This is a genomic window from Bacillus sp. FJAT-27245 (genome assembly GCF_001273955.1).
GTDB lineage: Bacteria > Bacillota > Bacilli > Bacillales > Cytobacillaceae > Bacillus_D.
Genome location: NZ_LIGI01000001.1, coordinates 2735704 through 2760306, shown reverse-complemented (window position 1 = coordinate 2760306; position 24603 = coordinate 2735704). Strand labels below are relative to the sequence as shown.

The window sequence follows — 24603 nt, the reverse complement described above, 5'->3', positions numbered from 1 at the left end:
ATTCGATTTCAATTCTATATTTTTTTATCGGATTTGTCGAGCGTTAGTGTACAATAAGGCTATCACATAGTGCAACAGGAGGTTTTCAGATGAATTGGTTTCCGATTCCGCTAGGCGGATTGCAGACGAATTGCTATGTCCTTTACCGTGAGGACCGGACATGCCTTATTTTTGATCCGGGGGAAGAGGCGAATAAACTTATCAATATCCTGGCGGAAAAAAAGCTTGAGCCGAGGGCGATCCTGCTGACTCATGCGCATTTTGACCATATCGGGGCGGTTGACACAATCAGGGACCGTTACCGCATCCCTGTTTATCTTCATGAAAGGGAGGCAAAATGGCTTGGCGATCCCGCTTTGAATGGTTCAGCCCTATTTCCTGTCGGGCCGCCGATGAAGGTAAGGGAAGCGGACCATTTACTAAAGAATGAAGGGAAAATGAACATAGACGATTTTACATTCGAGGTTTTCGAAACGCCAGGGCATTCACCGGGAAGCGTCTCCTTTTATTTTTCCGAAAAAGGACTTGTCGTTTCAGGCGATGCACTGTTCATGGGGAGCATTGGGAGAACGGATCTTCCTGGGGGAAACGAGAAGCAGCTTATGAAAAGCATCCATACAAAGCTTTTGTCCCTGCCTGAGGAAACAATTGTATTGCCCGGCCATGGCCCTGTGACAACGATTGGTGACGAAATGGATTCGAATCCATTCCTGCATGGATTTGGACTATAGCTTTTAAGCGGTAGATTAAGGATAGGGGAGAAATGCATGCTTGCTTACCTCGAGGATGTTATCGGGAAATCAAAAAATGGGCTGATTTCCTATGCGGATTATATGGAAATAGCCCTGTACCACCCAGTCCATGGCTATTATATGGGGGAAACCGAAAAAATTGGCAGGTCAGGCGATTTTATTACTACAAGCAATGTTTCGGATATTTTTGGGAGGGTTTTTTCAAAGTGGTTTGCCCGTCATGTTGAAATGAACGGCATTGTCCCAGCTGTTTGCGAAATCGGTGGTGGAAACGGCCGCTTTGCAAAAGCGTTCATGGAAGAATGGACAAACCATTCTAATGAAAACCTTATTTATTTGATTATTGAGGCAAGCCCTTATCACCGGAAGCTTCAGCGGGAGGCGCTTGGTGGCTTTCCTGGATTTTCCCAAGAGAGCGGGATGCATAACGTCCGGCATTTCAAAGGGCTCATCTTTTCAAACGAATTATTCGATGCCCTGCCAGTCCATGTCGTCGAAAAAAAATCCGGAGCACTCATGGAAGTGATGATTGGTATGGACAATGGCAAGCTTTATGAACAGCTTGTGCCATTAAAGAATGGGGATATCGCCCTATTTTTGGAGGAAAACGGGCTTGAATTGAACGAAGGGCAGCGGATTGAAGTACCATTGGCAATGGGGAAAATGGTGAGCGAAATTTCCCGTTCCCTGGATGAAGGGATTGTCGCCACGGTCGATTACGGGTATACGGCTGAAGAGTGGATGATGCCTGAAAGGAAACAAGGAAGCCTGCGGGGTTATATGAACCATCAAATGGTCCATGATGTGCTGGCCAATCCGGGAAGGATGGATATTACGACGCATATCCATTTCGATGCCCTCGTAAAGGAGGGGGAAAAACAGGGCCTTGAATCGCTCGCGAAGCTAAGGCAGGATGAATTCCTGATTGCCGCCGGAATCCTCGCCGAACTTGAGGAGCATTACGACCCGAACCCTTTTTCGGAAAAAAGCAGGAGGAACCGGGCGATTCGAAGCCTTGTCCTTCCTTCGGGGATGAGCGCCTTCTTCCATGTTCTTATCCAGGAAAAGGGGCTGCGGCTTGGTGCCGATCGGATTTTTCCGTAGTTTATCATTCATAAGGCTAAAAGGGAAAAACCGCCGGGGAGTGGCTCCCCGGCGGTTTTCTCGAGCATATTTGGCATTAATGGCCTCCGCCTAATGGCATCATAAAGGTAGTCCAGTAGGTGAATCCAGCAAAGAAGATTGTCAAATATGCCCCAAAAACGTACATATACATGCGTTCGGATAATTTAAGATAGCTTAAAAGAACAAAGAATCCGGTCTGTGCCAGGAAAAGCAGGGATGTTTTTGGCATATGCCCCAAGTAAAACATCACTGTGAAAATCCCGGTCCAGAACCCGAGCACCCTGTACATTCGCTCCATATGTAACCCTCCCTTTTACCCGCGATACCATCGTACCATATTATAAGATAAAAGAGATGGAAAAGTAAACTATCGACTAAAAAGTTAATTTGATACAAGCGCCTGATAAGTGCAAGTATCGCAGCCATTTGCGATATTTTGATGCTCAATCAGTTCGGCCGATTCAAATAACGCTTCAAACATGCCTTTCAAAAATTCGTGGTGCATGCTGCATACTGCTTCTGAATGGTCAACAGCGATTTCCTTGAACGGGCAGTTGTAGATTTGGAAAAAGATCTTTGTCTGGTTGTCATTCACTTCAAACTCGGGATAAAAGCCCGCAAGCGTGGCAGCGCTTTTCAAGATGGAGAGCTTTTGTTCAAAATCCAACTCGGATCCCGCCTGCAGCCTTTTGGAGATTTCCTGCTCAATTATTTCCGCTCCAAAACGCTTCCCTGTCATATATAAAGCTTTTTTTCCTTCTTCCCCAAGTGCCAGCATGGTTTGGATGGCTACTTTTGACAATAGCATATAGTCACGGTATGGAAAGTGGAGCTGGATGACATCGTCGGAAAGCCGGTAAAGCCTGCTCGGCCTGCCGCCTTTTCCGGTTTTCTTTGTTTCGGATGCGAGCATGTTTACATCCTCGAGCTTTGAAAGATGCAGGCGCGCGACATTCGGATGGATATTGAAATTGTCGGCTACCTCTTGAACAGTTACTTCCTGGTGGCGTTTAGTGATGTATTGATAGATGTAATACCTGGTTGGATCAGATAAAACGTTGGTTATTTTTAAAGTTTGCTCCATTATGGTTCACCTCGGACCCCTCAATTTACTCTATTATAATACAGCGCAAATCCCATTGGAATGAGGTTAACAATGTTAACACTTTATGTTTGGAAAGTGTTCACAATTCACCTATTGTCATTTAGCAAAATCTATACAAATGGTGAGCAAACTATATACGGTGTTTCTGTCAATACTCGTTTTCTGAACATTTGCATTAAATTCCACTTTTTTTCTGCGTGAAATAGTAAAAACCGGTTATGCTTCCAGTTTGCCCGGCAGAGTCCTCTTCCTGAGGTGCAAGTACCATCAATAAAGTAGGCCGCGGGCTTGTTAACAAAAAATTCACAAATTTTCGACGGCTAAAATTAGTAATTTTTTCGCATAGCTGTATAATAAAAATGAAAGGTGGTGTTTTCCATTGCTAGTGCCATAGAAGCTCTTGCCGACAGGATTATCGCCAATGCTGTCGAGTATCATGCAACAGATATACACATCCTCCCCCGCAAAGAAGATACGCTGATCCAGTTCCGCATTACGAACAAACTAAGCCCACGAATGACCCTTCCGAAAGAAGAATGCGACAGGCTCATTTCCCATTTTAAATTTACCGCCCATATGGATATAGGAGAGCGGCGAAGGCCCCAGAGCGGCGCTGTTTTTACCGAAGTCAATGGCCGTTCATTCGGGCTTCGGCTGTCAACCCTTCCATCCAATAACCGCGAAAGCATGGTCATCCGGCTCCTGCCCCAGCATGATAAATATTCCTTCGACAGATTGTCCCTCTTTCCGGACATGGCAAGAAAATTGCTGAGCCTGCTCAAGCATTCCCATGGCATGATTATCCTCACCGGGCCGACTGGAAGCGGCAAGACGACAACCCTTTATTCCCTGCTTAATGAAACAGCGAGCAAATACCAGCGTAGTGTGATTACCCTCGAGGATCCAATTGAAAAAGAATGCGGCACGGTTCTGCAGGTGCAGGTGAATGAAAAAGCAGGCGTAACGTATGCTGCTGGGTTGAAAGCGATTCTCAGGCATGACCCGGATATCATTATGGTGGGGGAAATCCGCGACGCTGAAACAGCCAGGGTCGCGGTGAGAGCCGCCATGACCGGGCATCTTGTCCTAACAACAATGCACACAAGGGACTCAGCCGGGGCAATCCATCGGCTCCATGAATTCGGGGTGAACTGGTTTGAGGTTGAGCAAACACTTGTCGCGGTCACCGCCCAGCGGATTGTCGAATTGAACTGTACTTATTGCAGCGGGGAATGTTCCCCTTTTTGCCATTCGGGCAGAGGGAGGAAACAGGCAAGCGTTTTTGAGCTCCTTTACGGAAAAGCCCTTGAAGCGGCTATTAAATCATCAAGGGGAGAAACGGAAAAGCTGGAATATGAAACTTTGGGCAAGGCAATCCGGAAGGGGATTGCACTCGGTTATATTAAAGAATCGGAATATGAAAGGCTGGTATTTTCCTATGAGGAGACGTAAATGGCCTTTAAAGGAACAGGCGGAATTCCTGAAAAAGGCGGGGGAATTGCTCCAAAGGGGATACCACATGTCGGAAGCGATCGAGTCACTATCGTATCAGCTTCCGGCAACACGGAAACACGATTTGGAAAATTGCTTGGGCCTTCTTAAAAACGGCGTCCCTTTCCATAAGGCTCTTGAAGGTATGGGGTTTAACAATGAGCTATCCGGATATGTCTACTTCGCGGAGCAGCATGGAAACTTTTCGGAAGCCGTACTCGAAGGGAGCAAAGCGCTTCTCAATCGGGACAGGGATGCAAGGAAGCTGATGAAACTACTGTATTATCCTCTGCTGCTTTTTGGATTTACAAGCATTCTACTTATATTTGTCCATGAATCTCTCCTGCCCCGCTTTTCACTTTTATTTGACTCCATGGGCCTAAGGGCGAACTTCTTCACAATCTTTATTTCTTCAATTGGACAAGCCATCCCCATTGCCGGGGGAATTTTATTAGCCTCGTTATTTATTGGCGGCGCACTTTATCAATTACGCTACAAAACCCTCCCGGCCCTTGACAAGAGAAAGCTTCTTCTTCAGATTCCATTCGCAGGGAGCCTGCTCAGAACCCTCCATACCCATTATTTTTCCATTCAATTATGTTATTTGCTCTCAGGGGGACTTTCTGTTTTTGAAGCACTGTCCTTTTTTGTGGAAAATAAGAAACAGAAATTTTACAGTGAAGCGGCGGCGCTCATTAAAGAACAGCTTGCTGGCGGCGAAAGGCTCGAATCCATCTTGGGCTCCTTGCCTTTCTTTGAACGGGAATTCCCATTGGTTGTCCGCCACGGGCAGGAAAACGGCAGGCTTGCGGAAGAACTGCGGTTTTACAGTAAACATTGCCTCATCAAGCTTGAGGGGAAAATAGAGAAACTGACCAGGATAATCCAGCCGGCTATGTTCCTGGTAATTGCTTTGCTCGTTATTTGTATGTACATGGCAATTTTACTGCCCATGTTCCACATGCTTGACGGTTTATAAAAGGAGGAGAAAAAATGAAACGAATACTCAAAAACAATCGAGGCTTTACATTGATTGAAATGATGGTCGTCATGCTTGTGATTTCAGTCCTGCTTGTAATCACCATCCCGAATATCGCCAAGCATAATGAAAATATCAACACGAAAGGCTGCGATGCGTATAAAAAAATGGTCGAAGCCCAAGTGCAGGCATATGAGCTCGAAAAAGGGAAATATCCATCCTCAATCGAAGAGCTTATCGCCGGCAAATATTTACCTGAAAATGCCGGTGGGTGCCCTGGCGGTAAAACAAAGCTGACAATCGGCGTAAACGGGCAGGTAGTTGAAACCACGGACGTTACAGCAGCCAAATGATGGCGTCTGAAAAGGGCTTCAGCATGGCTGAAGCCTTAATAGCATTGGCTGGGTTTCTGGTTATTTCAACATCCTGCCTCGCCACCGCGGTACCCCTGTATGAAACAGCCAGGAAGGAAGCGTTCTTTAACGTTCTGAAGGCGGACCTTTATTATTCACAGCTCTACGCGTTATCGCATCAGCGGGAAGTAGCATTCACTATCGCAAGCGATAGAAACTATTATTATGCCTACGAAAGATATGACATGCCGCACATCGCAGAACGTTCGTATCCGAAGGAAATCAATATTACAAGAGGAACCATGCCATTATTCTTTAAATTCCAAATGGACGGGAATGTAAATACGTTTGGCACGTTCTATATCTATGTCAAGGATGAGAAATACAAAATGACAATCCAAATTGGCAGGGGAAGATTTTATGTTGCAGCGGAGTAGGGGATTTTTTCTGGCTGAAATGCTTTTGTCATTAACCGCTCTTGGAATAGCGGCCTTGTTTTTAATACCCGCCCTCGGATTTCTTTGGGAGAAAGGGGAACGGATCAGCTTTGAAAAAACTGCCAGGCAACTGATGTATTCCGAACTGATCCGCACAGCTTCCGAGGGGTCAGGCCCTTTTTCCCGAAGAGAGACAATTGGCGGATATGAATATAAAGTCTTCGTTAGGCAAGATGGCAAAGGAAACAGAGAGGTGTGCGTGTCCTATGAACATTCAGCCAATGGAAACGGAACAGTTTGCGGATTTGTTGAATGAAAAAGGATTCAGCCTAGCTGAAATGCTCATCGCGTTAGGGGCTTTTTGTATCATTGCCTATTTGCTCGTTCCATCCGTATTCGTTATAGCTAGTAATCAGAAACATGCTGGCAATAGGCTGCAGGAAATGGAATGGGATGTTTTCCTTAACCAGGCGAAAAAGGAAATGAGAATGTGCAGCTCTGCCGAAGTGGTGGCAGGAAGGTTGGTCATGATCAACGGCAAAGATACGATCATTTATGAAAAGTATGGAAACCTGGTTAGAAGAAGGGTTAATAGTACCGGGCATGAGGTCCTGCTGCAAAATATCGCCTCAGTGACGTTCTCAAGGAACGGGCAAACCATCATTATTCTCCTCAAGGATGTGAATGGGAAAGAATACAAAGGCAGTATCCATTCTTTTGTGAAATGGGGGGCAACCTAATGCCTAAATGCGATAGGGGATTTACCTATCCGCTGACATTGGCGGTTCTTTTGGCTATCTCCGCCACGCTTGCCGCGGCATCGGAGCTTTTGCTAGTTGAAGCGAGGATGGTAAATGAAATTGAAACAATCCAAACCCAGGAATACTACATGGTTAGTTCCCTGAAAAAAATCGAAAAGTCCTTGAATGAAGGAAGCGGGGCACCGGCAAGCGGAAGCTTTGCTTATCGGAAAGGGCTTGTCGCATATACCGTATCGGCAGCATCTCCTGGCACGCTGAAGGCCACAATTTCCGTTAAAGTGGATGGCAGCGTTCCTGTTGAAGGATACGGCTATTATGACATAACGCTTAAAAAGATGGTAAAATGGGTGGAAAAAAACTAACGGAGCTGAATATGGAAACTATATTTTTAATCGGGTTCATGGGATCTGGCAAATCAACAGTCGGGAGGCTCTTGGGTGAAAAGCTCGGCCGGCGGTTTATTGACACGGATGAGGAAATTGTCAGGCAGGAAGGGAAAAGCATTAACGAACTTTTTGTGGAATTTGGGGAAGCCCATTTTAGGGAACTGGAAACAGCCTCGCTAAAAGCGCATCCAAAAAGCCAGACAGTAGTGGCGACTGGCGGGGGAGCACCGCTTAGCGAAAACAACCGGCGCGTCATGAAGGAAGAAGGAATTGTCATTTTCCTTGACGCCCCCGCTGATGAAATCTTATCGAGGCTCAAGGATGACCAAACGCGCCCGCTACTTCAAGGCAATAAAAAAAAGGAAATAGACGAGCGGCTAAGCCGGAGAATGCCAATCTATTTGGAATCAGCGGATATCCGAATCGACACGAGGGGGAAAAACCCCGAAAGAATCACCGAAGAGATTATTGCCAGTTTGAAAAAAAGGAGCCGAGGGCATACTTGCTAGCAGGGAAATGAAAGCAGGTGTGCGAAATGAAAACCAATGACTTTGTCAACTATATAGCCCAGTCGTTCGTAAAATATGCTGACCAGCCAAGAGATGAGCGCAAAAGGCTCCGTGCCGCCAAAAAAGAGGGCAGGGCCTCCTTTTGGTACCGGTGGTTTGGCATTTTGCCTTATATCGTCTATCTGGGCGTGAAAAGAAAAAAACAATGAGAAGCGGCCATCCCGTTTCCCATTGTTTTTTTTTACTCATTAATCTAAATGGCATCATCTTTCAAATAAAAAAGCCCTCCGTTTATGAGCGAAATAATCACCTTGGGTTCATACTGCTCCCGCAAGGCGGTCTTTTCAATTTTGTAGCTTTCTGGATCTTCTTCTGTTGACCCTTCGTAAAAATGAGTGAGAAGACGCTCGTCCTTTTCCCATCTTGCAATCGCCGCTTCCGCCCAGCTGTGGTCTTCGAGTTCGATACCTGACCTTAAATAATTCTCGACCCTGATGAAACCGCTCTTTGGCATAATTAGCGGGGAAATGGTATATGAGTAATCGGGAATTTTCGGCGTAAGAGGGATGGACAGCAGCCTATCATGAAATTCTTCTACCATTCTTCCGTTAATCATTTGGAGTCCCACCGACCGTATTACATCCCGCTTTCGATCGCATTTATAAGAGACTTTCACGTTCAGGACAAGCCATGGAAGAAGGGGAGTCTGCCGCCCCTCATTATGGAGATGGTATTGCCGGGTGAAGCACGAAAGTTTTTTTGCCGATTGAAAGATTTGGTGGAGGCGGGGAGAACCAAGGTGGATTTGCTCCCCTTTTAAATCCGGAGGGCATTTTTCCTGGTCGGTAATGAACGAAACCGACATCGGATTTGGAACCCCGCCAGTCTTTTCAAGGTAGTGCCAATAAAAGGGGCGGTTCATGAGCTCCTTATCAATTTCCTCGGTAAGCTGAACTGTTAAATGGCCAGGTGAATGTCCGGTTATGGCGCAGTCGTTCGCCTGGAAATAATCCGCGAGGAACTTATGGATTTCCTGCTGCAGCATGCTGTGCACCCTCCCTGTAACGATTCGCGAATTCAATCATCGAAGTTAAGTTTTCCATTTTAATTCTCATTTCTCCCTCTGATAGGGAATGGCCGAAAATATCGGCCAAATGGTCTTCCATATTTCCAAGTTCCAATTTTGCGAGGATATCGTCCAACTCGCCGATGACCTTTTCGAACAAGTGGATTTTTTCATACAAAAGCTTGAGGACATGTTCTTCCATCGTGTCTTTTACTGCAAAATTATAAATCATTACATCTTTTTCCTGGCCAAGCCGATGGACACGGCCAATTCTCTGCTCAAGCCTCATCGGGTTCCAGGGGAGGTCGAAATTGATAATGTGGCTGCAAAACTGCAAATTTATTCCTTCACCCCCAGCCTCCGTGGCAATAAGTACCTGGGCGTGTTTTTGGAACAACTCCTTCATCCAGTCCTTTTTCCCCCTTTTAAAGCCTCCGCGGAAGGGAACGGAGCTGATGCCATGCTGCTTCAGGTACCATTGCAAGTAAAGTTGCGTAGCGCGGTATTCGGTGAAAATAATCACCTTGTCCCCGATCGTCTTAATCAATTCCAGCGCCTTTTCTGCTTTTGAGTTCCTGTCCACACGGTTGACAAGCTCAATCAGTTCATTGATTTTACCTTCGAATTCGCTGGAAGGGCATTCCGCACGGAGAAGCATATTTTTCAAGGTGTAATAAACCGCTTCACGGCTACTGCAAGCCTCGCGCTGCAGGGTAATGAACGAGAATGCGCTTTTTGGGGCCCCATCCCCGGATAAACGCAAATCGGTAATGGCATCATAAAGGTTTCGCTCAGTCCCGGAAAATTCAATCGGTATGGTTTGGACATGGCGCTTTGTCCACTCAATGCCGGTATCGCCGCGCCGGTTCCGAATCATTACCTTATTAACAAGTTCTTTTAAATTGGCATCATCGGCCAGGGTGCGTGAATCCTTCCGGTATTTGTCGTAAAAGGATGACTCGTTCCCGAGGTGGCCAGGTTTCAGGAGCGATACTAAATTGAATATCTCGTCGACCTTGTTTTGAATTGGCGTTGCCGTCAGAAGGAGGCAGAATTTCTTTTTCAGGTTTTGGACAAATTCGTAATTTTTCGTTTTATTATTTTTCAATTTATGGGCTTCATCAATGATAACCATGTCATAGTCTTGCTTATAGACGAGGTCCCGGTGCGGTGGCCTTTTGGCAGTATCAATTGACGAAACAACGACATCGCATTGTTCCCACACGTATGCTTTTTTCTGGGGAACCGCCGGAATATGGAATTTCGAGTTCAATTCCATCGCCCATTGGGTAACGAGGGAAGCGGGGACTAAAATCAGCACTTTCCTGACCAGCCCCCGGATCATGTACTCTTTCAGGATTAAACCTGCCTCAATCGTTTTGCCAAGGCCGACTTCATCAGCAAGAATTGCTTTGCCATTCATATTTTCAACCACTTGCTTCGCGGCTTCAAGCTGGTGCGGGAGAGGCGTAAGCCCGGGAAGGTATTTTGGCGCCTGCAGACCTTCAAATTCAGGAATGGCCAATTGCTTTTCTGCGGCGGTGGCAAGTTTGAATAGCTCCCAATTCCCCCAGGGTCCGTCCTGGCTTATCCTTTGCAGGAAATCGTCGTGCCAGGAACTATCAATGTCAATTTGAACAGGCATGACGGTAAGCTCCTTTCCAAAAGGTTAAGAGAATCCACCAGAAAATGTAAACGCTTTCTGTTTTGGCCCCAAACCGGGGCAATAAACCGACAAAACCGTTGCGAGTGGGACTGGTTTAATGGTAGGATGAAGATGGTTTTAAAAGTTTCAATAATTGCAATAATCTCTGCTCTCACTTGTTTCCAGCACTGCAGGCAGGCTTTGGCCAAACCTGTATTGAAATGGGAATGCGGTGGACCAGGCTCCGCTTCTGATGCGAAGCTGGGAAATCCCATACTCGAAGTTTCGCTGAATGTTAGTATTGCCCGTTTGAAAAATATTATAATAGCGGATGATAACAAGGGGAGAGACTACGCCAGTAGCGCCGAAGGAGCAAGCAATTATGCGAATCTCTCAGGCAAAAGAACCCTTGTTGGACGCAGCTCTGGAGAGCGCTTTACATAAGATGAAGCCACCAAAGGGGAAAACCTGCTACAGGTAAACTTTCAGGTGAAAGGACAGAGACCTCTCTTACATTCAGGGGAGGGTTCTGTCCTTTTTTGCAGGTAAAAGTTGTTTCGGCTACGGGAGAAGCAACTAAACAACAAATGGGCCAGCGAATGCGGGATTTTGTGGAGAAGATTTGAAACTTGAGAAGATATCATCAAAGAAGGGGGATTAAGGGATGGCAGAACTCAAACGGACGCCGCTTTTCGAGGTCTACAAGGAATACGGCGGAAAGACGATTGATTTTGGCGGCTGGGAATTGCCTGTCCAATTTTCAGGGATCAAGGAAGAACATGAGGCCGTGAGGACAAAGGCAGGTTTATTCGATGTTTCCCACATGGGTGAAATCGAAGTGAAAGGACCAGACAGCTTGAATTTTTTACAAAAAATGATGACAAATGATGTTTCAAAGGTTCAGGACGGTGCCGCGCAATATACAGCGATGTGCTACGAAAACGGTGGTACGGTCGATGATTTGCTTATTTACAAAATGGGGCCGGACCACTATCTGCTTGTCGTCAATGCTTCCAATACGGATAAAGATTATGAGTGGCTAAAGGAACATCTTGAAGGCAATGTCACAATGGAAAACCTTTCTGATCAGTACGCCCAGCTTGCCATACAAGGCCCTCTTGCCGAGAGTGTCCTTCAAAAGCTTGCCAAGGAAGACGACCTTTCCGAGATTGGTTTCTTCAAGTTTAAGGATGGAGTGGACCTGAATGGCGCGAAAGCCCTTGTCTCCAGGACAGGGTACACAGGGGAAGATGGGTTCGAAATTTATTGCGGCCCTTCGGATGTGGTAAACCTATGGAATGCCATCCTCGAAGCAGGCAAGGAAGAAGGCGTGCTCCCTTGCGGCCTTGGGTCCCGTGATACGCTCCGTTTTGAGGCGAACCTTGTCCTATATGGACAGGAACTGTCGCCTGAGATTTCTCCTCTTGAAGCGGGAGTGGGTTTTGCCGTAAAGCTGAATAAGGAAAATCATTTCATCGGCAAGGAAGCGCTTAAGCAACAAAAGGAAAATGGCCTTCTAAGGAAAATCGCCGGCATTGAAATGATCGACCGGGGCATTCCGCGCCACGGATATCCGATTTACTCCGGCGATGAACAAATCGGCGAGGTTACGACCGGGACCCAATCCCCGACCTTGAAGAAGAATGTCGGGCTTGTCCTGATTAAATCTGAATTTGCCGGATTGGACAATGAAGTGGAAGTTGAAATTCGCGGCAAAAAGCTGAAAGCGAAAATAGTGCCAGTACCTTTTTACAAAAGGGCAAAGAAATAATTAGGGGGAAATCCTGATGAAACACCGCTATTTACCGATGACGGAACAAGACAAGGCGGCCATGCTCGAAGTGATTGGCGTCGAGTCTGTTGAGGAGCTTTTTAAAGATATCCCTGAGAAGGTTCGTTTCCAGGGCGAATACAACATTAAACCCGCCAAATCAGAAACGGAGCTAATGAAGGAGCTTGCTGCGCTTGCAGCCAAAAACGCGGACTTCAAAAGCCATGCTTCCTTCCTGGGCGCAGGGGTTTACGACCATTACATGCCTGTCATAGTCGACCATGTTCTTTCCCGTTCCGAATTTTATACGGCTTATACACCTTACCAGCCAGAAATTTCCCAAGGGGAACTGCAGGCAATTTTTGAGTTTCAAACAATGATTTGTGAGCTTACCGGAATGGATGTGGCGAACTCGTCAATGTATGATGGCGGCACCGCCCTCGCGGAAGCGGCAATGCTTAGCGCCGCTCAAACGCGCAGGAAGAAAATCCTCATTTCGGAGGCTGTCCATCCTGAATCCCGTGAGGTTGTAAAAACTTACGCGAAGGGACAGTACATTGAAGTGGTGGAAATCCCTGCAAAGGACGGGCTGACCGACCTGGATGCCCTGAAAGAACTTGCGGGAGGGGATATTGCCGCGGTTATCGTCCAGTATCCAAACTTCTTCGGCAGAATTGAACAGTTGAAGGAAATCGAAGAAATCGCGCATGAGCATAAATCGATGTTTGTTGTTTCAAGCAATCCGATGGCATTGGGCGTGCTTACACCTCCGGGCAAATTCGGAGCTGATATCGTCGTGGGTGACGCGCAGCCGTTCGGAATTCCCGCCGCGTTCGGAGGCCCGCACTGTGGGTATTTTGCGGTAACCGAAAAATTGATGAGGAAGGTTCCGGGAAGGCTTGTCGGCCAGACACATGACGAACAGGGCCGCCGTGGTTTTGTTCTGACCCTTCAAGCCCGTGAGCAGCATATCCGCCGCGACAAGGCAACATCCAATATTTGCTCGAACCAGGCTTTGAACGCACTGGCCGCGTCGGTCGCAATGACCGCCCTCGGCAAAAAAGGCGTCAGGGAAATGGCTGCGGCCAATATCCAGAAAGCCCATTATGCGAAAAAAGCCTTGAAGGAAAATGGCGTTGAAATCGTAATGGATGGGCCGTCCTTCAATGAATTTGTAATTAAGCTTAATAAACCTGTTAAGGAAATCAACCAGGCCCTTCTCCAAAAAGGGATAATCGGCGGCTATGACCTTGGCCGTGATTACAAGGATCTATCAGGCCACATGCTTGTCGCTGTAACAGAGTTGAGGACCAAGGAAGAAATTGATACATTTGCTAAGGAATTGGGGGATCTGCATGCATAACCAGGACCAGCAGCTAATTTTCGAGGTAAGCAAACCAGGCCGTATCGGCTACAGTTTGCCGGAAATGGATGTTCCCGAGCTTGATTTGAACGGCCTTCTCCCGGTGGGCTATGTACGTGAGGAGGAGCCGAATCTCCCGGAAGTGTCCGAACTTGATATTATGCGCCACTATACAGCGCTATCAACGCGTAATCACGGTGTTGACTCAGGCTTTTATCCGCTTGGATCGTGTACGATGAAATACAATCCAAAAATCAATGAGAATGTTGCCAGGTACAGCGGTTTTGCCCACATCCATCCGCTCCAGGACGAAAGCTCCGTACAGGGCGCGCTTGGCTTGATGTATGACCTGCAGGAGCATTTGATCGAAATCACCGGCATGGACGAGGTAACGCTTCAGCCGGCAGCCGGAGCACATGGCGAATGGACAGGGTTGATGATGATCCGCGCATTCCATGAGGCCAACAATGATTTAAAGAGAACAAAGGTTATCGTTCCTGACTCCGCCCATGGCACGAATCCCGCATCGGCGACAGTAGCCGGCCTTGAAACTATTACCGTAAAGTCCAACGAAAACGGCCTTGTCGATTTGGAGGACCTTCGCAGGGTTGTAGGCGAGGATACGGCGGCACTTATGTTAACGAATCCGAACACTCTTGGGCTGTTTGAGGAAAACATCCTTGAAATGGCCGAAATTGTCCATGGTGCCGGCGGTAAGCTTTATTACGATGGCGCCAATCTGAACGCGGTTCTGTCGAAGGCACGCCCGGGAGATATGGGATTTGATGTCGTCCACCTTAACCTGCATAAGACATTTACCGGCCCTCATGGAGGAGGCGGACCAGGATCAGGCCCTGTCGGCGTAAAAGCGGATTTGATTCCATTCCTGCCAAAACCGGTTGTAACAAAACGCGGCGATGAATATGTATTCGACTATGACAGACCTCAAGCAATCGGCCGCGTTAAGCCATTCTATGGAAATTTCGGCATCAATGTCCGTGCCTACACATACATCCGCTCCATGGGGCCGGATGGCCTGAAGGCAGTGACCGAATATGCGGTGCTGAATGCGAATTACATGATGAGAAGGCTGCAGCCTCATTTTGACCTGCCATTCGACCGCCACTGCAAGCACGAATTCGTATTGAGCGGCCGCAGGCAAAAGAAGCTGGGGGTCCGTACGCTTGATATCGCAAAGAGGCTCCTTGATTTTGGCTACCATCCGCCAACCATCTACTTCCCGCTTAATGTCGAGGAGTGCATTATGATTGAGCCGACTGAAACCGAGTCGAAGGAGACCCTCGATGGATTCATTGATAAGATGATCCAGATTGCAAAGGAAGCAGAGGAGAACCCGGAGATTGTACAGGAGGCACCGCACACGACTGTCGTCGGACGGCTCGATGAAACAACAGCGGCAAGGAAGCCGGTACTTCGCTACCGTCCCGAATAAAGATTTTTAAATGCAAAGCCCGCACAATTTTTTGTGCGGGCTTTCAGAGTGTTGAGAAACCCTAATTTTTTCTTGTTCATCCTAGAAAAAGAGGGTTTTTGCATGTTGAACTACCGTATTTAGCGGTTTGGTTTTAAAAGTAAATCTATATATAGTGGTGAAATGATCAAAAAATTCAAGATCAGACTTATTCAACAGCCTGAAAGCCCGCACAATTTTTTGTGCGGGCTTTTTATATGGCATGATGAATGAAATGTTCCTTCGGTTGACGGCTATGGCCATATTCGGGCGTTTTTTCAAAAATTAAAGGCCTCCTGCAACTCTGCAAGGGGCCCTGGCCTTAATTTTTTGCTTTAATTTTTCCAGACCATTTCTTGAATCCACCTGCAAGCTGGCTTAAATCCTTGTAGCCTTTCCTATAAAGGAATTGCGCCGCACGGCCGCTGCGCAATCCGCTTTGGCAATATAAATAAACCGGCATGTCGGGACGGATTTCCTTCATGCGTGTTTTCAATTGGGATAGCGGGATATTCCTAGCGCCAAGGATATGGCCTGCATTGAATTCATTCGTCTCGCGCACATCAATGAGCTGCGCTTTCCGGTAACCAGCCCGGAACTCGTCCTCCGAAAGCGTTTTGACGATTTTGCGTTGATAAAGCCACATGATGACCGAGTATACAAGGAAACCGGCAATCGCTACTAGCATAAAATAGAGTGGACTCACGTTTATGTACCCCTTTCAAGCTTTGCTGCACAACAAATACTATTATATAAGCCAAAGCTTGCTAGAGTAAAGGGCAATTCCTAAATTCTTTTCCTGCTGTGTTTTTGGCAATTCATACTGCTATGATTTTCAGTGCCATTCTGATAGACTAAAAATCGCGGCATTAACTAGTTAACCAGTAAAAGAGGGGCTTTTATGAAGGAAAAATGGTATTTCATTGATTCAGGGGCTGGTTCTCCCTCCTTTAACATGGCACTCGATGAATTGCTGATGGAGTGGCATAGCGAGGGGAAAATGCCGCCTGTGATCCGTTTTTACGGATGGAATCCCGCAACACTTTCAATCGGCTATTTTCAAAAAGCTGAAAAGGAAATTAATATGGAAGCTGTTCGTGGACATGGCCTTGGGTTTGTCAGGAGGCCAACTGGAGGAAGGGGCGTACTGCACGAAAATGAGCTTACATACAGTGTAATTGTATCGGAAGACCATCCGAAAATGCCTCCGTCGGTTACCGAAGCCTACCGGGTCATTTCCGAAGGCATCCTGCATGGGTTCAGGAATTTGGGGCTCGACGCTTACTTTTCCATCCCGAAAACGGAAGAAGAGAAGGATTCGCTCAAAAATCCAAGATCGTCCAATTGCTTCGATGCGCCAAGCTGGTATGAGCTTGTTGTTGAAGGGCGCAAGGTTGCCGGAAGCGCTCAGACAAGGCAGAAGGGGGTAATCCTCCAGCACGGTTCCATTCTTTTGGATCTTGATGAAGAAAAGCTCTTTTCGCTATTCCACTACCCGAGTGAACGGGTGAAGGAACGAATGATGGCTTCCTTCAAAAATAAGGCTGTTACTATTAATAAAGTCAGTAAGCGGCCAATCAGCCTGGAAGAAGCGAAGGCAGCATTCAAAAATGGATTTGAAACCGGACTGCAAATCGAATTGGTTCCCTATACCCTCACGGAGGGGCAACGTCTGGAAGTGGAAAAACGCGCTTCGGACGTTTATGAGAACGACGAATGGAATTATAAAAGATAAGGAGCGGACTGCCGCTCTTTTCCTGTTTTATTGGAAAAATATTCTTGTTCTTTATTGAATTATCCCTGTTAAGAGCAACCCTCGAAATATGTCAAAATTAATAATCTCATGTAGGAATTCCTGCGAAATCTCTAATTATCTCCGTTTTTTAATCAATTTTGATTTTGACAAAATTTTATTAATTTGTCTTATACCCAATATATAGTATTGATAAAAATATTTTAGGTACTATATATTGATTTTGTTGGTTTCGGTGTGTTAGGTTTAGGGTATTCCAAATGAACAACTGGACATAACATAACAACCAAGATTTCGACAACAGGGGAAAGATATTATTTGTACAAGGAGATGTGATCATGTCTGTTGCGTTGAGAAAAAAACTAAATATTGATTTTGAAAGGCTGAATGAGGATATCCGCCTATTTCCGCAGGTTCACCCTGTTACGCCGGATATGCACATTACCCATAAGGGTGTGTCCCGCCTGGTCATGCTTGACCGGTACACTTTCAAGGACACCGAAAAGATTACCCTGACTAAGGGAGATTTCATTGTCCTAACCGTGAAGGAGGACCCGAAATTCCCGGCAAGGGGACTAGGCTATATCCTTGATATCGACTGGGAAAAGAAAACTGCCCAGGTGATGGTGGAGGAAGAGTACCGCGGCGTTCTGGACACCCCTGAGGAAGTCACTACCGGCGTCATCACGAGGTCGCTCGATGTGATTGAAAAGCCTCTTGAAATCTTTTATGAACAGATTGCTCTAAGAAACGCTACAGGCCTGGCATCAGTTGAAAAAACAGAAGAAAAACGGCTTGAGTGGTTCAACAAGTTCTACGAAGAACTTGTGAACATGAACTTCATTCCGGCGGGACGTGTGCTTTACGGTGCAGGCGCCGGAACGGATGTAACATTCTTTAATTGTTACGTCATGCCTTTTGTGCAGGATTCGCGTGAAGGGATTTCCGACCACAGGAAACAGGTCATGGAAATTATGAGCCGCGGAGGCGGAGTGGGGACGAACGGTTCAACGCTCAGGCCGCGTGCGACATTGGCAAGGGGCGTAAATGGTAAGTCATCCGGTTCGGTATCATGGCTCGATGACATCGCCAAGCTGACACATCTTGTAGAGCAAGGCGGGTCAAGACGTGGTAAATAAGTGCCTCGTCTATAAATAAACCTCGTGAATTGCTGGGAACTCTTTAAATGGCTTGCTGGCTACAACGTAACTGGAAACGGTAAACGTGAATGCTTTAAAACAGCGAGTGGATAAAGACAATCAGCAGCCAAGCTCCTAAGTTCTTAAAGAATAGGGAGAAGGTCCAACGACCATCGAAACCACGCTTTATGCGGAAGGAAGTAGAGTAGGGGCCAAGCGGTTCCGAAGTGCGAGGGCACTCTTGTAGTGCAAGATATGGTCTGAACTCTAAGGTGACTTAGAGAGCTGAAGTAGCGATTCAGCGCAACATGATTGGCCCAGATGATCATGCTAGCGGACTGGCATCCTGATATTATTGAATTCATCATTTCAAAAATGCAAAACCCAAGGATCCTAAGGTTCCTTATTGATAACACAACCGATGAATGGATACAGAAACAGGCGAAAAACAAGCTTAAGTTCACCCCGCTCACTGAGCAGGAAAAAGCTATGTACCAGGGTATCATCAATTATAAACACATCCCTGGATACGGCGGATTCAGTGAAAGAATCATAGCCGATGCGGAAGAAAAGCTTGTGGAAGGCGGCAATTATACCGTCCACAATCTTGAATTTTTAACAGGGGCGAACATTTCGGTTACCCTGACAAAAGAATTTATGGATGCAGTCGAAAATGACGCCGAATATGAACTTCGTTTCCCGGCTGTCGAAAGTTACGACGAGGAAACGATGAAAATTTACAACGAAGAATGGCATAAAGTCGGCGATGTTCGTGAGTGGGAAAAAATGGGCTACAAAGTCCGTACTTATAAGAAGATCAAGGCAAAGGAACTTTGGAACTTGATTAACATATGCGCCACTTATTCGGCTGAGCCGGGAATCTTTTTCATCGACAATGCTAACGACATGACAAACGCCCGAGCGTATGGGCAAAAGGTGGTTGCAACCAACCCGTGTGGTGAGCAGCCTCTCGCACCATATTCCGTCTGCAACTTGGCTGCCGTAAACTTGGCGGCAATGGCGGACAAAGAAACAAAGACAGTAAATTTTGAAAAACTGAAGAAAACAGTCGCTACCGGCGTAAGGATGCAGGACAACGTTATTGATTCCACTCCATACTTCCTGGAGGCCAACAAGAAACAGGCCCTCGGAGAACGCCGCGTCGGACTAGGAGTAATGGGCCTTCATGATCTATTAATATACTGTGAAACAGAGTATGGATCCGAGGATGGAAACAAACTGGTTGATAAAGTGTTTGAAACCATCGCGGTAACCGCCTATAAGACCTCAGTCGAATTGGCGAAGGAAAAAGGAAGCTTCCCATTCTTAACAGGTAAAACACAAGAAGAAACCAATCGTCTTCGCGAAGCGTTCATTAACACTGGTTATATGAAAAAAATGCCTGAAGACATTAGACAATCAATCTTAGAGCATGGAATTCGCAACTCACACCTACTAACTGTTGCACCTAAATAATTTGGGCTTTTATGTGGTGACACATAATCGAAACCTCTTTAATTGCTGGGACACCCTAAAGCTGTTTCAACCACAACGTAATTGGTGACAATAAGCGTGATGGTTTGAAAATGAAACAGATATTACAATGGGCAATCAGCAGGCAAGTTATCTTATTTAGCAGTAATAAGATAAAAGCTTCAACGACTAGAGCGGCAGCTCGTACCGCGCAAGCTATTGGCGTGGGAAACAGGAGGGCACTCACCCGAGTGTTTGATATAGTCTATCCTTGTGTGAAAGCACAAGCAGCTTATAAAGCGGTATAAAGAGTAGCGTCTTTATATGAATAAAAGAGACAGGATCCACAGGTACGATGGTAGGTGTATCAACAGGACTTGAACCATACTTCTCCTTCTCTTACTTCCGAAGCGGAAGACTTGGAAAGTTCATCGAAGTTAAAGCAGATATCGTAAGCGAGTACTTGGAAAAGAATCCGGAAGCAGATCCAGAAAATCTACCACATTGGTTTGTAACAGCAATGGGATTAAAACCAGAAGCTCATGCAGATACACAATGTGTCATCCAACGCTGGATTGATAGCTCAATTAGTAAGACGGTTAATGCACCAAAAGGCTATAGTGTAGAACAAGTAGAAAAAGTATACGAGCGTCTTTACAAAGGTGGAGCAAAGGGTGGTACTGTCTATGTAGACGGTTCACGTGATACCCAAGTTCTAACCTTAAAAGCTGAAGAAAACCACGTGGACGATGTATATGATCAAAAACAAACACATACGGATACAACGGAGAAGCCACATGTAGTTTTACTAGATACCATTAATGATTTACGCTCGACTTCTGTTACAATCGGTTCAGAAGTAGGTGATACATGCCCGGTGTGTCGTAAAGGGAAAGTCGAAGAAATTGGTGGATGTAATACTTGTACAAACTGTAACGCTCAATTGAAATGCGGGCTTTAATTTTTCGAAAGATAAGAAGGTATGGCTTTTAAAGAAGTTTCAATGTTAATAAAATAGATCAATTAAAATAATCGTCTTGTATAGTGAGGAATGTTGTTAAATCAGCATTCCTTATTTTTTTTGAACAATTTTTCCTTACTATTTCTCTACTGTAAATTATTTGGCGAACATGTGTTTTTATCCTATAATATTATTAAACAACCTTAAACTTAAAAGTTTGAATTTACTTTTAATTTACATTTACTAATATAACAACTGACCAGTAAATAAAGAAATTAATAAATCCTATGAAATATGTATTTGATTTTAATATAGAACCAATAAATTAGGAGGGATAAATAATGAGTAACTATAAAGAGGAAAACGACTCTATGTTTAGTATTAGAAGTTATCCCCATTATAAGGAGTTTGAATATTATGAATGCATAATTTGCCAACGTGAGTTTCCTTCGCCCTTAAGGTACTCAAAAAAATTATTTACTTGTAGTAAATATTGTGAAAACGTAAGAAATGGACTGTTAAGAATTAAAGGATTTTATCGTCTTTGCAAAGTTTGTGATAAACCGATTTGGGTTATGTCCTGTCACTCTAAAACAAAATTCTTTTGCTCACAACTTTGTAAAAGTCTAAGCCAAACATTCTGTCGTTCGTTAATTTCTAATGGTTTAAAGACAGGTGCTAAAAAATATTACGGTCCCAATTGGATACAACAGAGGAAAAGGGCAAGAAAACGTGATAGTTATACATGTCAAAATCCAAATTGTCGAATAACAGAAAAAGAATACGGGCAGGAATTATCAGTTCATCATAAAAAACCATTTGTATTTTTTAAAGATTATTTTGAAGCGAATAAATTAGAAAATCTTATTTCATTATGCGAACCATGTCATCGAAAAGAACATGTTGGAGAACAACATCCTTTAAAATTTGATACGGAAAAGATTGTTTTTGAGAATGCCTTGAATAGGGTAGGAGCAAAACAGTTGGAAGTGGCAAAAAGGGTTGTTGATTTATTACTAAACACGGACAAATCCCTAAAGAACATATCTGAGGAAACAGGATTATCATATTTTAGAGTTCGCTCCATTTACATTGGAGAAAGATGGAAACAATTATATTCTAAACCGCCTATAGAGATAAGGCCGAGAACTATGGGCCTAGCTAAAGATCCGGATACATCAAGGGAAAAAATAAAAAAAGCCGTTTACTTACTGCTAAATACTGATTTAAAAATGGAGGAAATAGTTGAAAAAACAGGAGTATCGAAGACAAATCTGTACAGAATTTATAATGGAAAAACAAATCAGGATCTTTATGAAATTGCACCTCGTTTAGTTAGACCTAGAGGTAAGGTTAAATAATAAATAATGGATACCTAATTTTTATAAATATTGCTCAATGTTTCACAGAGAATAAACCCGTTTTAATCAATCTTTTTTTCAAAACGGGTTCTTTTAAGTTAACATAAGATGTGAGTTTTTGAGATATTTTTGATCAAACTTTAATTCAAAGCTACAGATGGAAATATTTTTCCGTCCTCTTTTTTTGTTTCCTTCCGTTCTTTTGCCAATACTAGGTTAAATACATTTTTGCAAAAGAAAGGGGCCGGAAGATGAAGCCATTCATGCCACAATTGGTTTATATCGAGCCGCAGGCCTTGGAATATCCGTTAGGCCGCGAACTGAAGGAAAAGTTTGAAGGAATGGGGATTGAAATCCGTGAAACAACTTCCCATAACCAGGTCCGGAACATCCCGGGTGAAAACGAACTACAAAAATACAGGAACGCAAAATCCACTCTGGTTGTTGGGATAAGAAGAACTCTGAAATTCGATACCTCGAAACCGTCGGCTGAGTACGCCATCCCCCTCGCTACCGGTTGCATGGGCCATTGCCATTATTGCTATTTGCAGACTACGCTTGGTTCAAAGCCGTATATTCGGACGTATGTGAACCTGGACGAAATTTTTGAGCAGGCACAAAAATATATGGATGAGCGCGCTCCGGAAATTACCCGGTTTGAAGCGGCCTGTACATCCGATATAGTTGGAATCGACCATTTAACGCATTCCCTCAAAAAAGCAATTGAATTCATCGGGAAGTCTGAGTTCGGGCAATTGCGGTTTGTGACAAAATTCCAGCATGTCGACCATTTGCTCGATGCGGAGCATAATGGCAAAACCCGATTCAGGTTCAGCGTCAATTCCCGTTTTGTCATTAAAAATTTTGAACCTGGGACATCCTCCTTCGATGAAAGGCTTGAAGCAGCAAGGAAGGTGGCCAATGCCGGTTATCCGCTCGGATTTATCGTCGCGCCGATTTACAGGCATGAAGGGTGGGAGGAAGGCTACCATGAGCTTTTTGAGCGGCTGAGGGCGTCGCTGGAGGGGGTTTCCATCAACAAGCTTTCGTTTGAATTGATTCAGCACCGGTTCACGAAGCCGGCCAAAAATGTCATCCTGAAGCGCTATCCGAAGACAAAGCTTGAAATGGATGAAGAAAAACGGAAATACAAATGGGGCCGGTACGGGATTGGCAAATACGTTTACCCGACGGAGCAAGCCGCTGAACTTGAAGAGACGATCCGCGGATATATTAACGATTATTTTCCGGAAGCCGAAGTGCAGTACTTTACTTGAACAATTGCCTTTTGTGGAAATTTTAAATTTGTCCATTGTACTAATTTGTCAGGAAGCCGCTTAAAGATGTAGGAGGAATACATCGACGGGAGTGGCTTCCATGCTGATTGATGGCGTTTTCTCCGGTGGCGGAATTAAGGGCTTTGCGCTTATAGGTGCTTACGGGGCAATAGAAGGGCGGGGTTTCAGGTTTTGCCGTGTGGCCGGAACAAGCGCCGGTTCGATAGTGGCAAGCCTGATCTCCGCCGGATACACGAGCATGGAAATGCATTCCCTGCTTGACGAGCTTGAACTGTCAAGGCTATTGGATCCGAGAAAGCTGCTAATCCCGGGCCCGATAGCAAAATGGATTCTTTTGTATTGGAAGTTAGGATTATATAAAGGCGAGGCTCTTGAAGAGTGGCTTGCTGAAAAGCTTGCCTTAAAAGGATTGAGGACATTTGGCGACATCCCCCCTGATGCGCTTCGCGTCGTCGCTTCCGACCTTACGAATGGAAAGATGATTATCCTTCCCGATGATCTGCCGAAGTACGGAATTTCGCCGGCAGACTTTCCGGTTGCGAAGGCGGTCAGGATGAGCTGCAGCATCCCTTATTTTTTTGAACCGGTCAAGCTTGCCGGGGCGGGAGGAAAGAACATTGTTGTTGACGGTGGGGTGCTTAGCAATTTTCCGATGTGGCTATTTGACAAGGAAAACGTGAAAAAGGTAAGGCCGGTTCTTGGAATCCAGCTAAGCCATGAGCCGGAGAACCATCCGAAGCACAAAATAAAAAATGCCATCCAGCTCTTTGAGGCGCTGTTTGAAACGATGAAGGATGCACACGATGCAAGGTATATTTCAAGGAAACACGCAAAAAACATAATATTCATCCCGACAGCAGGGGTGGCCTCCACGGAATTTGGGCTAACCGCTGAGAAAAAAGAAAAGCTTATCCTGCACGGCAGGCAGTGTGCGGAGAACTTCTTTAAAAAATGGAGCTATTAATCTCGGAAAAGAAAAACCGGATTTCCTAAAAGGAAGCCCGGTTTTTCTTTTTGCCTTTTTTGCCTTCTATTACGGTCAGATGAGCCGCAGTTTTCTTTTTCGGCTTCCTTAATGATGCGAGTGAACCATGGACCACATTACGCCCGGCAGAGTCATTTTTATGTCCGTTCCGTTTTCTGGATTCCCTGGCAGCTTTGAGGAATGCCCGTTGCTCTTTTCTTGCGGGACCGGGACCGGCTCCCATAAATCGGCGGAAAACAAAAAATACAATAAAGCTGATTAGGGCAATGAATGCGATTCTCCGAATAAAGCCTGCTGGATTATCGACAAGCATTTCAACCAAGCCAATTGCCGCCAGAAGTATAAGTGCGCCTGCAAAAAGAACGGATTTCCGTTTTTTCAAAATAGCCACCTCCCTAAGAGCATCATAAGCATATTCC

General features: G+C 45.3%; 24 protein-coding genes, 3 pseudogenes and 2 riboswitches. Of the genes and pseudogenes, 21 read left to right on the top strand and 6 right to left on the bottom strand.

The features are described 5' to 3' along the window. Positions 1–89: 89 nt before the first annotated feature. Together ADU24_RS13540 and ADU24_RS13535 are read left to right on the top strand one after the other, a co-directional pair. Positions 90–731: an MBL fold metallo-hydrolase gene (locus ADU24_RS13540; protein ID WP_053367132.1), complete on the top strand. Its 642-nt coding sequence runs from the start codon at positions 90–92 to the stop codon at positions 729–731. Positions 732–767: 36 nt separating this feature from the next. Continuing rightward, entirely contained in the window at positions 768–1856 is a 1089-nt protein-coding gene (locus ADU24_RS13535; RefSeq protein WP_053367131.1) for a class I SAM-dependent methyltransferase, read from the top strand. Positions 1857–1932: 76 nt separating this feature from the next. Here the strand turns inward: ADU24_RS13535 and ADU24_RS13530 are convergent, their stop codons facing one another. Both ADU24_RS13530 and ADU24_RS13525 read right to left on the bottom strand, forming a co-directional pair. Beyond that, complete coding sequence (locus ADU24_RS13530) at positions 1933–2175, bottom strand: DUF2626 domain-containing protein (RefSeq protein WP_053367130.1); 243 nt, start codon at positions 2173–2175, stop codon at positions 1933–1935. 84 nt (positions 2176–2259) lie between these two features. Continuing rightward, positions 2260–2961: a helix-turn-helix transcriptional regulator gene (locus tag ADU24_RS13525; RefSeq protein WP_053367129.1), complete on the bottom strand. Its 702-nt coding sequence runs from the start codon at positions 2959–2961 to the stop codon at positions 2260–2262. 390 nt (positions 2962–3351) lie between these two features. On the opposite strand from ADU24_RS13525, the gene comGA reads away from it, so the two are divergent. The 9 genes from comGA to ADU24_RS13480 are packed head-to-tail and all read left to right on the top strand — an operon-like array spanning position 3352 to position 8107. Further along, on the top strand, positions 3352–4434 hold the full coding sequence (comGA, locus tag ADU24_RS13520; protein ID WP_269432237.1) for a competence type IV pilus ATPase ComGA: 1083 nt from the start codon (positions 3352–3354) through the stop codon (positions 4432–4434). Next, positions 4400–5452, top strand: a complete 1053-nt coding sequence (gene comGB / locus ADU24_RS13515; RefSeq protein WP_331457050.1) for a competence type IV pilus assembly protein ComGB — start codon at positions 4400–4402, stop codon at positions 5450–5452. The genes comGA and comGB overlap by 35 nt, the downstream gene beginning before the upstream one ends. A 14-nt stretch (positions 5453–5466) precedes the next feature. Further along, positions 5467–5805, top strand: coding sequence for a competence type IV pilus major pilin ComGC (gene comGC / locus ADU24_RS13510; RefSeq protein ID WP_053367127.1), 339 nt, complete (start codon positions 5467–5469; stop codon positions 5803–5805). Beyond that, on the top strand, positions 5805–6242 hold the full coding sequence (comGD, locus tag ADU24_RS13505; RefSeq protein ID WP_156324583.1) for a competence type IV pilus minor pilin ComGD: 438 nt from the start codon (positions 5805–5807) through the stop codon (positions 6240–6242). The genes comGC and comGD overlap by 1 nt, the downstream gene beginning before the upstream one ends. Next, the gene (locus ADU24_RS23360) at positions 6226–6558 is read left to right on the top strand and encodes a type II secretion system protein (RefSeq protein ID WP_053367125.1); all 333 of its coding nucleotides are present in this window, start codon (positions 6226–6228) and stop codon (positions 6556–6558) included. The genes comGD and ADU24_RS23360 overlap by 17 nt, the downstream gene beginning before the upstream one ends. Next, positions 6509–6982 carry a competence type IV pilus minor pilin ComGF gene (gene comGF / locus ADU24_RS13495; protein ID WP_053367124.1) on the top strand — a complete coding sequence of 158 codons (474 nt, stop codon included), beginning with the start codon at positions 6509–6511 and terminating at the stop codon, positions 6980–6982. Before ADU24_RS23360 ends, comGF begins: the two co-directional genes overlap by 50 nt. After that, positions 6982–7365 (top strand): competence type IV pilus minor pilin ComGG, encoded by a 384-nt coding sequence (gene comGG / locus ADU24_RS13490; protein ID WP_053367123.1) that lies wholly within the window; start codon positions 6982–6984, stop codon positions 7363–7365. The genes comGF and comGG overlap by 1 nt, the downstream gene beginning before the upstream one ends. An 11-nt stretch (positions 7366–7376) precedes the next feature. Then, a complete protein-coding gene (locus ADU24_RS13485) occupies positions 7377–7898 on the top strand; it encodes a shikimate kinase (RefSeq protein ID WP_053368932.1) in 522 nt (173 codons plus the stop codon). Positions 7899–7924: 26 nt separating this feature from the next. After that, positions 7925–8107, top strand: a complete 183-nt coding sequence (locus tag ADU24_RS13480; RefSeq protein ID WP_053367122.1) for a YqzE family protein — start codon at positions 7925–7927, stop codon at positions 8105–8107. 44 nt (positions 8108–8151) lie between these two features. On the opposite strand, the gene ADU24_RS13475 is transcribed toward ADU24_RS13480, so the two are convergent. Beyond that, positions 8152–8943 carry a YqhG family protein gene (locus ADU24_RS13475; protein ID WP_053367121.1) on the bottom strand — a complete coding sequence of 264 codons (792 nt, stop codon included), beginning with the start codon at positions 8941–8943 and terminating at the stop codon, positions 8152–8154. Then, positions 8921–10609, bottom strand: a complete 1689-nt coding sequence (locus ADU24_RS13470; protein WP_053367120.1) for a DEAD/DEAH box helicase — start codon at positions 10607–10609, stop codon at positions 8921–8923. Before ADU24_RS13470 ends, ADU24_RS13475 begins: the two co-directional genes overlap by 23 nt. A 331-nt stretch (positions 10610–10940) precedes the next feature. Then, positions 10941–11028, top strand: a riboswitch (glycine riboswitch). A 3-nt stretch (positions 11029–11031) separates the two neighbouring features. Next, positions 11032–11112, top strand: a riboswitch (glycine riboswitch). 161 nt (positions 11113–11273) lie between these two features. Between ADU24_RS13470 and gcvT the strand changes: the two genes are divergently transcribed. From gcvT to gcvPB, 3 genes are read left to right on the top strand one after another with little or no spacing between them, the layout of a single operon-like run. Next, positions 11274–12380, top strand: a complete 1107-nt coding sequence (gcvT, locus tag ADU24_RS13460; RefSeq protein WP_053367118.1) for a glycine cleavage system aminomethyltransferase GcvT — start codon at positions 11274–11276, stop codon at positions 12378–12380. Positions 12381–12396: 16 nt separating this feature from the next. Continuing rightward, the gene (gene gcvPA, locus ADU24_RS13455) at positions 12397–13743 is read left to right on the top strand and encodes an aminomethyl-transferring glycine dehydrogenase subunit GcvPA (RefSeq protein WP_053367117.1); all 1347 of its coding nucleotides are present in this window, start codon (positions 12397–12399) and stop codon (positions 13741–13743) included. Then, complete coding sequence (gcvPB, locus tag ADU24_RS13450) at positions 13736–15196, top strand: aminomethyl-transferring glycine dehydrogenase subunit GcvPB (protein ID WP_053367116.1); 1461 nt, start codon at positions 13736–13738, stop codon at positions 15194–15196. Before gcvPA ends, gcvPB begins: the two co-directional genes overlap by 8 nt. A gap of 340 nt (positions 15197–15536) precedes the next feature. Here gcvPB and ADU24_RS13440 read toward each other — a convergent pair whose 3' ends face one another. After that, the gene (locus ADU24_RS13440) at positions 15537–15902 is read right to left on the bottom strand and encodes a rhodanese-like domain-containing protein (protein ID WP_053367114.1); all 366 of its coding nucleotides are present in this window, start codon (positions 15900–15902) and stop codon (positions 15537–15539) included. A gap of 213 nt (positions 15903–16115) precedes the next feature. Between ADU24_RS13440 and ADU24_RS13435 the strand changes: the two genes are divergently transcribed. The 7 genes and pseudogenes from ADU24_RS13435 to ADU24_RS13400 all read left to right on the top strand — a co-directional run bounded on the left by ADU24_RS13435 (position 16116) and on the right by ADU24_RS13400 (position 24163). Further along, a complete protein-coding gene (locus tag ADU24_RS13435; RefSeq protein ID WP_053367113.1) occupies positions 16116–16949 on the top strand; it encodes a lipoate--protein ligase family protein in 834 nt (277 codons plus the stop codon). 356 nt (positions 16950–17305) lie between these two features. Then, positions 17306–18097, top strand: a pseudogene (locus tag ADU24_RS13430) (ribonucleotide reductase N-terminal alpha domain-containing protein); the annotation flags it as partial. A 321-nt stretch (positions 18098–18418) separates the two neighbouring features. Continuing rightward, positions 18419–19576, top strand: a pseudogene (locus ADU24_RS13425) (vitamin B12-dependent ribonucleotide reductase); the annotation flags it as partial. A 340-nt stretch (positions 19577–19916) separates the two neighbouring features. Next, positions 19917–20540, top strand: a pseudogene (locus ADU24_RS13415) (vitamin B12-dependent ribonucleotide reductase); the annotation flags it as partial. Positions 20541–20881: 341 nt separating this feature from the next. Then, positions 20882–21901, top strand: coding sequence for an HNH endonuclease (locus ADU24_RS13410; protein WP_053367111.1), 1020 nt, complete (start codon positions 20882–20884; stop codon positions 21899–21901). Between the two features lie 251 nt (positions 21902–22152). Continuing rightward, complete coding sequence (splB, locus tag ADU24_RS13405) at positions 22153–23178, top strand: spore photoproduct lyase (protein ID WP_053367110.1); 1026 nt, start codon at positions 22153–22155, stop codon at positions 23176–23178. Between the two features lie 100 nt (positions 23179–23278). Beyond that, on the top strand, positions 23279–24163 hold the full coding sequence (locus tag ADU24_RS13400; protein WP_053367109.1) for a patatin-like phospholipase family protein: 885 nt from the start codon (positions 23279–23281) through the stop codon (positions 24161–24163). A gap of 25 nt (positions 24164–24188) precedes the next feature. Here ADU24_RS13400 and ADU24_RS13395 read toward each other — a convergent pair whose 3' ends face one another. Continuing rightward, positions 24189–24575, bottom strand: a complete 387-nt coding sequence (locus ADU24_RS13395) for an SA1362 family protein (protein WP_231689615.1) — start codon at positions 24573–24575, stop codon at positions 24189–24191. Positions 24576–24603 lie beyond the last annotated feature (28 nt).

Excerpts from the sequence above, each read along its gene's own strand:
- comGB (WP_331457050.1), top strand. The coding sequence starts at position 4,400 with ATGAAAGGCTGGTATTTTCCTATGAGGAGACGTAAATGGCCTTTAAAG.
- ADU24_RS13410 (WP_053367111.1), top strand. The coding sequence starts at position 20,882 with ATGAGTAACTATAAAGAGGAAAACGACTCTATGTTTAGTATTAGAAGT.
- ADU24_RS13400 (WP_053367109.1), top strand. The coding sequence starts at position 23,279 with ATGCTGATTGATGGCGTTTTCTCCGGTGGCGGAATTAAGGGCTTTGCG.
- comGD (WP_156324583.1), top strand. The coding sequence starts at position 5,805 with ATGGCGTCTGAAAAGGGCTTCAGCATGGCTGAAGCCTTAATAGCATTG.
- splB (WP_053367110.1), top strand. The coding sequence starts at position 22,153 with ATGAAGCCATTCATGCCACAATTGGTTTATATCGAGCCGCAGGCCTTG.
- gcvPB (WP_053367116.1), top strand. The coding sequence starts at position 13,736 with ATGCATAACCAGGACCAGCAGCTAATTTTCGAGGTAAGCAAACCAGGC.
- gcvPA (WP_053367117.1), top strand. The coding sequence starts at position 12,397 with ATGAAACACCGCTATTTACCGATGACGGAACAAGACAAGGCGGCCATG.
- ADU24_RS13535 (WP_053367131.1), top strand. The coding sequence starts at position 768 with ATGCTTGCTTACCTCGAGGATGTTATCGGGAAATCAAAAAATGGGCTG.
- comGG (WP_053367123.1), top strand. The coding sequence starts at position 6,982 with ATGCCTAAATGCGATAGGGGATTTACCTATCCGCTGACATTGGCGGTT.
- gcvT (WP_053367118.1), top strand. The coding sequence starts at position 11,274 with ATGGCAGAACTCAAACGGACGCCGCTTTTCGAGGTCTACAAGGAATAC.
- ADU24_RS13470 (WP_053367120.1), bottom strand. The coding sequence starts at position 10,609 with ATGCCTGTTCAAATTGACATTGATAGTTCCTGGCACGACGATTTCCTG.
- ADU24_RS13435 (WP_053367113.1), top strand. The coding sequence starts at position 16,116 with ATGAAGGAAAAATGGTATTTCATTGATTCAGGGGCTGGTTCTCCCTCC.
- ADU24_RS13440 (WP_053367114.1), bottom strand. The coding sequence starts at position 15,902 with ATGCTAGTAGCGATTGCCGGTTTCCTTGTATACTCGGTCATCATGTGG.
- ADU24_RS13525 (WP_053367129.1), bottom strand. The coding sequence starts at position 2,961 with ATGGAGCAAACTTTAAAAATAACCAACGTTTTATCTGATCCAACCAGG.
- comGC (WP_053367127.1), top strand. The coding sequence starts at position 5,467 with ATGAAACGAATACTCAAAAACAATCGAGGCTTTACATTGATTGAAATG.
- ADU24_RS23360 (WP_053367125.1), top strand. The coding sequence starts at position 6,226 with ATGTTGCAGCGGAGTAGGGGATTTTTTCTGGCTGAAATGCTTTTGTCA.
- ADU24_RS13485 (WP_053368932.1), top strand. The coding sequence starts at position 7,377 with ATGGAAACTATATTTTTAATCGGGTTCATGGGATCTGGCAAATCAACA.
- ADU24_RS13540 (WP_053367132.1), top strand. The coding sequence starts at position 90 with ATGAATTGGTTTCCGATTCCGCTAGGCGGATTGCAGACGAATTGCTAT.
- ADU24_RS13480 (WP_053367122.1), top strand. The coding sequence starts at position 7,925 with ATGAAAACCAATGACTTTGTCAACTATATAGCCCAGTCGTTCGTAAAA.
- ADU24_RS13530 (WP_053367130.1), bottom strand. The coding sequence starts at position 2,175 with ATGGAGCGAATGTACAGGGTGCTCGGGTTCTGGACCGGGATTTTCACA.
- ADU24_RS13475 (WP_053367121.1), bottom strand. The coding sequence starts at position 8,943 with ATGCTGCAGCAGGAAATCCATAAGTTCCTCGCGGATTATTTCCAGGCG.
- comGF (WP_053367124.1), top strand. The coding sequence starts at position 6,509 with ATGAACATTCAGCCAATGGAAACGGAACAGTTTGCGGATTTGTTGAAT.